The following is an 11,171-nucleotide window of genomic DNA, read 5'->3' on the forward strand; positions in this document are numbered from 1 at the left end:
GAGCCTGTGTTTCAGAGAATTTCCGCAAGCATACGCCGCACGCCGGTTTGCCAGTGCGGCAGCGCCAGGCCGAAGGTGGCGCGCAGGCGCGCCGTGTCCAGGCGCGAATTCAGGGGGCGGCGGGCCGGCGTGGGGAAGGCCGTGGTGGGCACCTGTGCGACCTCCTGCACCTTCAGCGGCAGGTCGGGGCGCAGCGCGCGTGCGGTGTCGATCACGAAGCGCGCGTAGCCGTTCCATGTGGTTTCACCGGCGGCGGCCAGGTGGTAGGTGCCACCGCAGGCGGGTTCGCGCTGCGCTTGCGTGATGGCATGGGCCGTCACGTCGGCGATCAGTTCGGCGCCGGTTGGAGATCCCCACTGGTCGTCGATCACGGTGAGCCGTTCGCGTTCCTGGGCCAGGCGCAGCATGGTGCGCGCGAAGTTGCCGCCGCGCGCGGCATAGACCCAGCTGGTGCGAAAGATCAGGTGGCGCACCCCGCTGGCAATGAGGGCTTGTTCGCCTTCGAGCTTGCTGCGCCCGTACACGCTCAGCGGGCCGGTGGCCGCGCCCTCGCGCCAGGGCGCGGTGCCGCTGCCGTCGAACACGTAGTCGGTGGAATAGTGCACCAGCAGGGCGCCCACCTCGCGGGCGGCTTCGGCCAGCGCGCCCGGTGCCAGGGTGTTGATGCTGCGGGCCAGCTCGGGTTCGCTCTCGGCCTTGTCGACTGCGGTGTGCGCGGCGGCGTTGACGATCACGGTTGGATGCAGCCGACGCACCGTTTCGCGCAGCCCGTCCAGGTCCACGAGATCGCCGCATCCGCCGTCGGCTGGTGTGCTGTGCCGGTCCAGCGCGATCAGCTCACCCAGCGGCGCCAGGCTGCGCTGCAGCTCCCAGCCGACCTGGCCGTTCTTGCCGAGCAACAGGATCTTCATGCGGTGGCCGGCGCCCCGTACTGGGTCTGCACCCACTGCCGGTAGGCGCCGCTCTGCACATGCGCGACCCAGTCGGGGTGATCCAGGTACCACTGCACCGTCTTGCGGATGCCGGTCTCGAAAGTTTCGGCTGGTTTCCAGCCGAGTTCGGCCTCGAGCTTGCGCGCATCGATCGCGTAGCGCCGGTCGTGGCCTGGCCGGTCCTTCACGTGGGTGATCTGCGTGGTGTAAGAGGCGCCGTCGGCGCGCGGGCGCAGTTCGTCGAGCAGGGCGCAGATGGTGTGCACGATCTCGATGTTGGGCTTCTCGTTCCATCCGCCCACGTTGTAGATCTCACCCACGCGGCCAGCCTCCAGCACGCGGCGGATCGCACTGCAGTGGTCCTTCACGTACAGCCAGTCGCGCACCTGCATGCCGTCGCCGTACACCGGCAGGGCTTTGCCCGCCAGCGCGTTGACGATCATCAGCGGGATCAGCTTTTCCGGGAAATGGAAAGGGCCGTAGTTGTTGCTGCAGTTGGTGGTGAGCACCGGCAGGCCGTGCGTATGGTGCCAGGCGCGCACCAGGTGGTCACTGGCGGCCTTGCTGGCGCTGTAGGGGCTGTTGGGCTCCGTGCGGTGGGATTCGGTGAAGGCCGGTTCGTCGGGTGCCAGGCTGCCGTAGACCTCGTCGGTGCTCACGTGCAGGAAACGGAAAGCGGCCTTGTCGGCCTCGGGCAGGTCGGACCAGTGTGCGCGCACCGCCTCGAGCAGGCGGAAGGTGCCGACGATGTTGGTCTGGATGAAGTCTTCGGCGCCGTGGATCGAGCGGTCCACATGGCTTTCGGCGGCGAAGTTGATCACCGCGCGCGGCCGGTGCTCGGCCAGCAGCCGGCCCACCAGGGCGCCGTCGCCAATGTCGCCCTGCACGAACACATGGCGCGCATCACCGCGCAGGCTGGCCAGCGTCTCCAGGTTGCCGGCGTAGGTCAGCTTGTCCAGGTTGAGCACGGGCTCGTCGTGGCGGGCGAGCCAGTCAAGCACGAAGTTGGCGCCGATGAAGCCGGCGCCGCCGGTGACCAGAATCATGTGTTCCCCTTGTGGTGTGGGCCTTCGGGTGCCGCCCTCGGCGCCCTGCCCATCGCATTGTCTGCGGTCAACCGGCGCCGCCGGCAGACCTTCCCTTCCATCGGGTCAGTGGCCGTGCGCAACGGTCTCGCCGGCCTTCAGCCGGTACACCGTGCCGCAGTACGGGCACTTGGCTTCGCCGGTGGCGGCCACGTCCAGGTAGACCTTGGGGTGGCTGTTCCACAGCTTCATGTCGGCCAGCGGGCTGGGGCAGAACACCCCGCCGTGGGCATTGAGGTCGGAGGCCTTGAGTTCAACGGCAGAATTTTTCATCGATGTCTCTCACTCGGTGCGTTTGCAGATACCGGTACCAGAGACACCGCGGAACCGGCTCTGCCGGGCCGCAGGTGTCGCCCCCTGGGGGGGGTGGCACCGAAGGCGACGCGGGGGTAATCACACCTTCGCCAGCCAGTGGGCGTACTTCGGGTTGCGGCCGTTGACGATGTCGAAGAAGGCGCTCTGGATCTTCTCGGTGATCGGGCCGCGCGTGCCCACGTAGTCGCCCTTGCCGAGTTCGATGCGGTCGAGCTCGCGGATCGGGGTGACTTCGGCGGCCGTGCCGGTGAAGAAGGCTTCATCGGCGATGTAGACCTCGTCGCGCGTGATGCGCTTCTGCACGATCTCCAGGCCCAGGTCTTTGGCGATGTGGAACACGGTATTGCGCGTGATGCCGTTGAGCGCGCCGGCCGAGAGGTCGGGCGTGTAGATCACGCCGTTCTTGACCACGAAGATGTTCTCGCCTGCGCCTTCGCTGACGAAGCCGCTGGAGTCGAGCAGCAGGGCCTCATCGTAGCCGTCGTCGAGCGCTTCCATGTTGGCCAGGATGCTGTTGCTGTAGTTGCTCACCGCCTTGGCCTGCGTCATGGTGATGTTGACGTGGTGGCGGGTGTAGCTGCTGGTCTTGACGCGGATGCCGCGCTTGAGACCCTCGTCGCCCAGGTAGGCGCCCCAGGCCCAGGCGGCGACCATCAGGTGGATGGTGTTGCCCCTGGGGGACACGCCCAGCTTCTTGTCGCCGATCCAGGTCAGCGGGCGGATGTAGCAGCTCTCCAGCTTGTTTTCGCGTACCACGGCCTTCTGCGCGGCGTTCACCTCGTCCTGCGTGAACGGGATCTTCATGCGCAGGATCTTGGCGCTGTTGAACAGGCGCTCGGTGTGTTCTTCCAGCCGGAAGATCGCCGTGCCGCCCGCTGTGTTGTAGGCGCGCACGCCCTCGAAAGCGCCGCAGCCGTAGTGCAGGGTGTGGGTCAGCACGTGGATCTTGGCGTCGCGCCAGTCCACCATCTGGCCGTCCATCCAGATCTTGCCGTCGCGGTCGGACATCGAGGGAACGATGGAGCTCATGGGGGTCCTTGGGTTGTTCGTCGGGAGGGCAGGCCGGGCTGCCAAACCGGCGATTTTACGGCGTCGGACCGCCGTTTTCCGGTGCCACCGGATCGGCATCGGCCGGGGCCGGGCGGTCCAGCTTCCATCGCTGCAGCTTGCCGTCCTGGAAGTCGGCTGTCACAAAGGAGTCGCTGTTGTCGCGCCAGCGGTAGGTCTCGGGCTGCACGTTTTCATCCGACAGCCGCTCGCCCAGCGAGCGCGTCATGGCGATCACGTGCATCAGCGTCACGCCGGGCCGCAGCTTGGCATTGAGCATGACCGCGCTGTCCACATAGCCGATGGGCCGGTGGGCGGCGCGCTGGAGAATCGTCATGAGGCGCGTGAAATGCAGCAGCAGCCACATCAGCAGGCCGCCGCTCGCCGCGGCCAGGCCCGGCCAGCCATAGGCGCGGTGCGCCATGAAAAGCAGGACGGCGCAAGCCGCGAGCACGAAGAGTTTCTGGAATCGCATGGGGGAATTGTCGGCGCAAGCCGCGCGCCCCAGCTTGCGGCTTGTACGGATGGACCGGATCAGGCCAGGCTGCGAGCCAGCTCCATGGCCTCCTCGATGCGGTCCACGCCATGCACGGTCAGGCCCTCGAAGGCCTTGTCGTTCTTCTTCGGCAGGTTGGCCTTGGGCACCACCGCCACGCTGAAGCCCAGCTTGGCCGCCTCCTTCAAGCGCTCCTGCCCGCGCGGGGCAGGTCGCACCTCGCCCGCCAGGCCGACCTCGCCAAAGGCGATGAAGCCCTTGGGCAGCGCCTTGCCACGCAGGCTGGAGGTGATGGCCAGCATCACCGCCAGGTCGGCCGCCGGTTCGCTGATGCGCACGCCGCCCACGGCGTTGACGAACACGTCCTGGTCCATGCAGGCCACGCCGGCATGGCGGTGCAGCACCGCCAGCAGCATGGCCAGGCGGTCGCGCTCCAGGCCCACGCTCAGGCGGCGGGGCGACGGGCCGCCGCTGTCCACCAGCGCCTGGATCTCCACCAGCATGGGCCGCGTGCCCTCCAGCGTCACCATCACGCAGCTGCCCGGCACCGGCTCGCTGTGTTGCGAGAGGAAGATGGCGCTCGGGTTGCTCACGCCCTTGAGGCCCTTCTCCGTCATGGCGAACACGCCGATCTCGTTGACCGCGCCAAAGCGGTTCTTGATCGCCCGGATCAGGCGGAAGCTGCTGTGCGTGTCGCCCTCGAAATACAGCACCGTGTCCACCATGTGCTCCAGCACGCGCGGGCCGGCCAGCGCGCCTTCCTTGGTCACATGCCCCACCAGCACGATCGCCGTGCCACTGGCCTTGGCCGCGCGCGTCAGGTGGGCCGCGCACTCGCGCACCTGCGCCACCGAGCCCGGCGCCGAGGTGAGCTGCTCCGAGTACACGGTCTGGATCGAGTCGATCACCGCGATCGCGGGCCGGGTCGCGTCCAGCGTGGCCAGGATCTTCTCCAGCTGGATCTCGGCCAGCACGCTGACCTGCGAACCGTCCAGCCCGAGCCGGCGCGCGCGCAACGCCACCTGGGCGCCACTTTCTTCACCGGTGACGTAGAGGGTCTTAAGCCCCGCCCGCTGCAGCGAATCCAGCGCCTGCAGCAGCAGGGTGGACTTGCCGATGCCCGGGTCGCCGCCGATCAGCACCACGCCGCCTTCGACGATGCCGCCGCCGAGCACGCGGTCCAGCTCGTCGTGCCCGGTGGGCGTGCGCTGCACGTCGGTGGCGTCGATGTCGGCCAGGGCCGTCACCTCCGCCGTCTTCGCCAGCGAGGCAAAGCGGTTCTTCGACGGCGTGGCCGGTTCCGCCACCGTCTCGACCAGTGTGTTCCAGGCGTTGCAGTGCGGGCACTTGCCCAGCCACTTGGGGCTGGAGCCGCCGCACTCGCTGCAGGTGTATTGGGTTTTGTCTTTGGCCATGTTGCCGGGCAATATAGTCGACCCCTTCCATGCCGTCTGCCCACCCCGCCGCCGCCCTGCGCGTGCTGCCGCCCTCCGCGCAGCCGCTGTCGGCCGCCGCGCGCGCCTACAACCTGCAACTCGCCCGCATCGACAAGCTCCGCAGCCAGCTGGCCGAACTGGACGCGCTGGGCCGGTTGCACCGGCTGGCGCTGCATGAGGCGGTCGAGCCGCTGCGCCGGCAGCTCGCGCAGGTGCAACGCGACCTGGCCTTGATGCTGGACGAACACCTGCAGGGCAAGCTGCTCAGCCGCGTGCAGGCCGACACCGCGCGAGCCGTGTTGCGCCGCCTGGCGCGCAGGCTGGCCGAGGCGGGCGACGAACCCATGCGCGAACTGCACGACCGCCACAGCCCGCGCTCACTTGCGCAGATCAAACAGGACGCGGCCGACGCGCTGCGCCAACGCATGGAAGCGGTGCTCGGCGAGCCCCTGGACGACGACGGGCAGGCCCTCAGCGCCGAACAGCTGCTGCGCGCCGGCATGGAGCGTTTGCGCCGATCGCAGGACGATGCGCAGGCGCGCAAGCGCGCAGCCGCGCAGGCGAAACGCGCGCGCAAGAGGCCAGGTGCCGTCGAGCGACAGACCGAGCAGCACGACGCCGACACCCTGCTGCGCCGCCTGTTCCGCCAGCTCGCCAGCGCCCTGCACCCGGACCGCGAGACCGACCCGCAGGCGCGCCTGGCCAAGACCGCGTTGATGAGCGAGGCCAATGCGGCCTATGAAAGACGCGATCTGGTCGCGCTGCTGCAGATCCAGGGCCGCGCCGAGCTGGCCGACCCGCAGGCCGTGCACCAGCTGTCCGAGGCGCGCCTGGCTTCGCTCACGCTGCTGCTCAAGGCGCAGGTGGCCGAGCTGGAGCGCGAACGCGCGGCACGGCAAAGGGCACTGGCCGACGAGTTCGACCTGCCCGAGGGGGTGTCACCCAACGCCAATACCTTGTTGCAGAACCGGATCGATCAGACCCGTGCGCTGGAGGCTGCGCTGGTGCAGCTGACAGACGACCGGGCCCAGCTTGAAGAGCCCGCGCGGTTCAAGCGCTGGCTCAATGCGCAGCGGGACCTGAACTGAAGCCCCGAACCAGCTCGCGCGTGAGCTCGGCCGCTGGCACCTCCCGGCAACCGCTGGCGTTCTGTCCCGACCAGAGGGGGGAAAAGTCGCCGCTGCCCCTGGCTTCCCAGTGCGCGCGCAGCGGTGCCATGGCCGCCGTGGCCAGGGGGAAGTGCGGCGCGGCCGGGTTCATGGGCCCGAGTTCGCGCATCACCTTGTTGACGATGCCGCGCGCGGGGCGGCCGGTGAACACGCGGGTGAGGGCGGTGTGGTGCGCCGCATCGCTCTGCAGCGCGGCGCGGTGCACCGCGCTGGTGGTGGCTTCGGGGCAGCACAGATAGGCCGTGCCCACCTGCACGCCCGAGGCGCCCAGCGCCATGGCGGCGGCCACGCCGTTGGCGTCGGCAATGCCGCCGGCCGCGATCACCGGCAGGCTCACGGCGGCCGCCACCTGCGGCAGCAGGGCGAAGGTGCCCATCTGCTCAGTGATGTCGTCCGAGAGGAACATGCCGCGATGGCCGCCGGCCTCCACGCCCTGGGCAATGATGGCGTCCACGCCGAAGGCTTCGAGCCAGCGCGCCTCTTCCACCGTGGTGGCCGACGACAGCACCACGCCGCCCCAGCTCTTCACGCGCTCGAGCAGGTCGATGTCCGGCAGGCCGAAATGAAAGCTCACCACCTTCGGGCGGAAGCGCTCCAGCAGGTCGGCCGCGGCACGGCTGAACGGCACGCGCCCCGGGCCGGTGGGCACGGCGTCGATGTCCAGCCCGGCCTGCTCGTAGAAGGGCGCGAGCCAGAAACGCCAGGCCGCTTCGCGCGCCTCGTCGGGCTCGGGCGGCGTGTGACAGAAGAAGTTGACGTTGTAGGGCTGCTTCGTGCCGGCCGCCAGCGCCGTCAGCTCGTGCTCCAGCGAATCGGGCGCGAGCATGGCGCAGGGCAGCGAGCCCAGCGCGCCCGCGTTGCTCACCGCCACGGCCAGCGCCGCGCCCTGCACGCCCGCCATGGGCGCCTGGATCAAGGGATGTTCGGTGCCCAGCAAGGAGGTGAGTGCATTCATGCGCGCATTCTCTCCGGGACACCCTACGGGGTAAACCCTGAATGTGTATTCGGAGAATTCATTTAACATATTAAATAAATGAGCGACAACACCCCCTTCATCCACCGCAACCTGCCGCGCCTGCTGCTCGAAGCGCGCGAGGCCGTGATGCTGCACACCCGGCCCAGCCTGCGCGAGTACGGCCTGTCCGACCAGCAGTGGCGCGTGCTGCGCGTGCTCGGCGAACACGCCCAGCTCGCCGGTGGCGTCGAGACCGGGCGCGTGGCGCGGGAGGCCTTTCTGCTCGGCCCCAGCCTCACCGGTGTGCTCAGCCGCATGGAACGCGACGGCCTGATCTCGCGCAGCCGCTGCCCGCAGGACGCGCGGCGCACGGTGGTGCGTGCCACACCCGCGGGGCTCAAGCTTGTCAAGAGCCTCTCGAGCACCATCGAGGCGCACTACGGCTGGATGGAGCAGCGCCTGGGCAAGGCGCGGCTGGCGCAGCTGTACGCGCTGCTGGACGAAGTGATCGCGCTGGAAGCGCCGTTGGGCACCGAAGTCAGTGACCTGGAGGAGGACGCCGCATGAACCTGCCTTGCCCCTGGATGCCGGCCGGCACGGTCTACGGCACGCTGCTGAACTTCCAGCGCGAATGGGCGCTGTGGGCGCCGCGCATGAACGAGGCGCCTTACAAGGCACCGCCCAGGGCGCCGGTGCTCTACGTCAAGACCGCCAATACCTTCACGCGCTCGGGGCAGGCCATTGCCCTGCCGCCGGATGCAGCGGTGGAGGTGGCCGCCTCCCTGGGGCTGGTGATGGATGGCGACGGCACATGGGGCGCGGTGCTGTTCAACGACGTCGCCATCGCGCACCCCAGCTACTACCGCCCGCCGGTCAAGGCGCGCTGCGCCGACGGCTTCCTGGGCGTGGGCGCCGTGTGCGTGCCGCTGGCGCAGCTGGGCGGCTTCGACGGCCTGGCGGCGCTGCAGATCGAGCTGCACATCAACGGCGTGCACCGCCAGACCACCGAACTGGCCGGGATGGTGCGCGACGCGGCCACGCTGCTGGCCGACGTGGGCGAGTTCATGACCCTGCGCACCGGCGACGTGCTGATGCTGGGCAGCGACTGCCTGGACGACGGCTCGCGGCCGCTGGTGCATGCGGGCGACACGGTGGAGATCACCGCGCCCGGCTTTGCCCTGCCCACGCTGCACAGCTTCACGCACGAGGAGGTGCCCACATGAAGCGCGCCCGCATCGCCTGGGCCGGCGCGGTCCACGACGCCGTCGAGGCCAACGGCCAGCTCGAACTGCTCACGCCGGCCCTGAAAGGCCGCCGCGTGGCCTTCGACGACGTGGTCTGGTTGCCTCCGCTGCAACCCTTGCCGCCGCAGCGCCCGCGCACGGTGCTCGCGCTGGGCCTGAACTACGCCGACCACGCGAAGGAACTCGCCTTCAAGGCGCCCGAGGAGCCGCTGGCCTTCGTCAAGGGCGAGGCCTCGCTCACCGGCCACCGCGGCTTCACGCTGCGCCCACCGGGCGTGAACTTCATGCACTACGAGTGCGAGCTCGCGGTGGTGATCGGGCGCACCGCCCGACGCGTGAAGAAAGCCGACGCGCTGGACTTCGTGGCCGGCTACACCGTGGCGAACGACTACGCCATCCGCGACGTGCTGGAGAACTGGTACCGGCCCAACCTGCGCGTGAAGAACCGCGACACCTGCACGCCCATCGGCCCCTGGCTGGTGGACGCGGCCGACGTGCACGAACGCCACGGTGGGCCCATGAACCTTGCATTGCAGACCACGGTGAACGGCAAGGTGACGCAGCAGGGCAACACGCGCGACATGATCTTCGACGTGCCCACGCTGATCGAGTACTTCAGCGCCTTCATGACGCTGCAACCCGGCGACCTGATCCTCACCGGAACACCCGACGGCGTCGTCGACTGCCAACCCGGCGACGTGATCGTCACGTCCATCGAAGGCATCGGCGACCTGGTCAACACCATCACTTCACCCACCGAATCCGCATGACGACGATCCAGCACCTCATCAACGGCCAGACCGTGGCCGGCGCCACCACCTTCGAAACGATCAACCCCGCGACGCAGGAGGTGCTGGCCGAGGTCAGCGCCGGCGGCAAGGACGAGGTCAATGCCGCCGTGCAGGCCGCGAAGGACGCGTTCCCGAAGTGGGCCGGCCTGCCGGCGACCGAGCGCGCGAAGCTCATGCGCAGGCTCGGCGAGCTGATCGCCGCGAACGTGCCTGCCATCGCACAGACCGAGACCAACGACAGCGGCCAGGTGATCGCGCAGACGGGCAAACAGCTGATCCCGCGCGCGGCCGACAACTTTTCGTACTTCGCCGAGATGTGCACGCGGGTGGACGGCCACACCTACCCTACGCCCACGCACCTGAACTACACGCTGTTCCACCCGGTGGGCGTGTGTGCGCTCATCAGCCCGTGGAACGTGCCTTTCATGACGGCGACCTGGAAGGTCGCGCCCTGCCTGGCGTTCGGCAACACGGCGGTGCTGAAGATGAGCGAACTCTCGCCGCTGACGGCCGCCCGCCTGGGTGAGCTGGCACGGGAAGCCGGCATCCCGCCCGGCGTGTTGAACGTGGTGCACGGCTACGGCAAGGACGCCGGCGAACCGCTGTGCGCGCACCCGGACGTTCGCGCGATCTCCTTCACCGGCTCCACCGCTACCGGCAACCGCATCGTGCAGAGCGCAGGATTGAAGAAGTTCAGCATGGAGCTGGGCGGCAAGAGCCCGTTCGTGATCTTTGACGACGCCGACCTGGACCGCGCGCTGGACGCCGCCGTCTTCATGATCTTCAGCAACAACGGCGAGCGCTGCACGGCGGGCAGCCGCATCCTGGTGCAGCAGAGCATCTATGCCGATTTCGCGCAGAAGTTCGCCGAGCGTGCGAAGCGCATCACCGTGGGCGACCCGCTGGATGAAAAAACCATCGTTGGCCCGATGATCAGCCAGGCGCATCTGGCCAAGGTGCGCAGCTATATCGAACTCGGCCCGAAGGAGGGCGCCACGCTGCTCTGCGGTGGCCTGGACCGGCCGTCGTATGCGGCCGAGCTGCCCGCGCGCGTGGCCAAGGGCAACTACGTGTGGCCCACCGTGTTCGCCGACGTGGACAACCGCATGCGCATCGCGCAGGAAGAAATTTTCGGTCCCGTGGCCTGCCTCATCCCGTTCCGCGACGAGGCGCATGCGATCGAGCTGGCCAACGACATCCAGTACGGCCTCTCCAGCTATGTGTGGACGGAGAACCTGGGCCGCGCGCATCGGGTGGCGGCGGCGATTGAAGCGGGCATGTGTTTCGTGAACTCGCAGAACGTGCGGGATTTGCGACAGCCGTTTGGCGGCACCAAGGCCAGTGGCACGGGGCGTGAGGGCGGCACCTGGAGCTATGAGGTGTTTCTGGAGCCGAAGAACGTGGCTGTGTCTCTGGGGTCGCACCACATTCCGCATTGGGGGGTGTGAAATGCTTTCGCTCCTGCGTATCGGCGGGATTGAGGAGGCTGGGCGCTCTGCTCCGCTCATGTCCCCCGGACCGGGCTTCGCCCGGCCCTCCTCCTTGACTTCGCTGCGCAGAGCGCCCAGCCTCCTCAATCCGAAGCGGCGTGTGGGCGTTCGCGCCCTGGTGCACGCGGTCCGCAGTGGCTCTGACCCTGGGGGTGCCCGCCGCCGCGAACTCAAGGAGGGGCCAACGGCGAAGCCCTTGGCGGGGGACCTG

At 68.7% G+C, this 11,171-nt stretch carries 12 protein-coding genes; 5 read left to right on the forward strand and 7 right to left on the reverse strand.

Going from position 1 to position 11,171, the window contains the following annotated elements:
* Window positions 1-11: 11 nt before the first annotated feature.
* From rfbD to radA, 6 genes are all read right to left on the reverse strand, one after another.
* Complete coding sequence (rfbD, locus tag K5880_RS04485) at window positions 12-911, reverse strand: dTDP-4-dehydrorhamnose reductase (RefSeq protein ID WP_297649211.1); 900 nt, start codon at window positions 909-911, stop codon at window positions 12-14.
* Window positions 908-1,978, reverse strand: coding sequence for a dTDP-glucose 4,6-dehydratase (rfbB, locus tag K5880_RS04490; protein WP_297649213.1), 1,071 nt, complete (start codon window positions 1,976-1,978; stop codon window positions 908-910). The genes rfbD and rfbB overlap by 4 nt, the downstream gene beginning before the upstream one ends.
* Before the next feature lie 105 nt (window positions 1,979-2,083).
* Window positions 2,084-2,290: a zinc-finger domain-containing protein gene (locus tag K5880_RS04495; protein WP_297649215.1), complete on the reverse strand. Its 207-nt coding sequence runs from the start codon at window positions 2,288-2,290 to the stop codon at window positions 2,084-2,086.
* A gap of 120 nt (window positions 2,291-2,410) precedes the next feature.
* A complete protein-coding gene (locus K5880_RS04500; RefSeq protein ID WP_297649217.1) occupies window positions 2,411-3,361 on the reverse strand; it encodes a branched-chain amino acid transaminase in 951 nt (316 codons plus the stop codon).
* 55 nt (window positions 3,362-3,416) lie between these two features.
* Entirely contained in the window at window positions 3,417-3,854 is a 438-nt protein-coding gene (locus tag K5880_RS04505; protein WP_297649219.1) for a glycerate kinase, read from the reverse strand.
* A 59-nt stretch (window positions 3,855-3,913) separates the two neighbouring features.
* Window positions 3,914-5,290 (reverse strand): DNA repair protein RadA, encoded by a 1,377-nt coding sequence (radA, locus tag K5880_RS04510; protein ID WP_297649221.1) that lies wholly within the window; start codon window positions 5,288-5,290, stop codon window positions 3,914-3,916.
* A gap of 29 nt (window positions 5,291-5,319) precedes the next feature.
* Here radA and K5880_RS04515 point away from each other — a divergent pair, with 29 nt between their 5' ends.
* Window positions 5,320-6,399: a hypothetical protein gene (locus K5880_RS04515; protein ID WP_297649223.1), complete on the forward strand. Its 1,080-nt coding sequence runs from the start codon at window positions 5,320-5,322 to the stop codon at window positions 6,397-6,399.
* Here K5880_RS04515 and K5880_RS04520 read toward each other — a convergent pair.
* Entirely contained in the window at window positions 6,374-7,435 is a 1,062-nt protein-coding gene (locus K5880_RS04520; protein WP_297649225.1) for a nitronate monooxygenase, read from the reverse strand. The two genes, K5880_RS04515 and K5880_RS04520, sit on opposite strands and share 26 nt — an antisense overlap.
* A 78-nt stretch (window positions 7,436-7,513) precedes the next feature.
* On the opposite strand from K5880_RS04520, the gene hpaR reads away from it, so the two are divergent.
* The 4 genes from hpaR to hpaE are packed head-to-tail and all read left to right on the forward strand — an operon-like array spanning window position 7,514 to window position 10,918.
* The gene (gene hpaR / locus K5880_RS04525; RefSeq protein ID WP_297649227.1) at window positions 7,514-8,002 is read left to right on the forward strand and encodes a homoprotocatechuate degradation operon regulator HpaR; all 489 of its coding nucleotides are present in this window, start codon (window positions 7,514-7,516) and stop codon (window positions 8,000-8,002) included.
* The gene (locus K5880_RS04530) at window positions 7,999-8,658 is read left to right on the forward strand and encodes a fumarylacetoacetate hydrolase family protein (protein WP_297649229.1); all 660 of its coding nucleotides are present in this window, start codon (window positions 7,999-8,001) and stop codon (window positions 8,656-8,658) included. Before hpaR ends, K5880_RS04530 begins: the two co-directional genes overlap by 4 nt.
* On the forward strand, window positions 8,655-9,449 hold the full coding sequence (locus K5880_RS04535) for a fumarylacetoacetate hydrolase family protein (protein ID WP_297649231.1): 795 nt from the start codon (window positions 8,655-8,657) through the stop codon (window positions 9,447-9,449). Before K5880_RS04530 ends, K5880_RS04535 begins: the two co-directional genes overlap by 4 nt.
* Entirely contained in the window at window positions 9,446-10,918 is a 1,473-nt protein-coding gene (gene hpaE, locus K5880_RS04540; protein WP_297649233.1) for a 5-carboxymethyl-2-hydroxymuconate semialdehyde dehydrogenase, read from the forward strand. The genes K5880_RS04535 and hpaE overlap by 4 nt, the downstream gene beginning before the upstream one ends.
* The last annotated feature ends 253 nt before the right edge of the window (window positions 10,919-11,171 follow it).

The organism is Hydrogenophaga sp., assembly GCF_025699295.1.
Taxonomy (GTDB): domain Bacteria; phylum Pseudomonadota; class Gammaproteobacteria; order Burkholderiales; family Burkholderiaceae_C; genus Hydrogenophaga.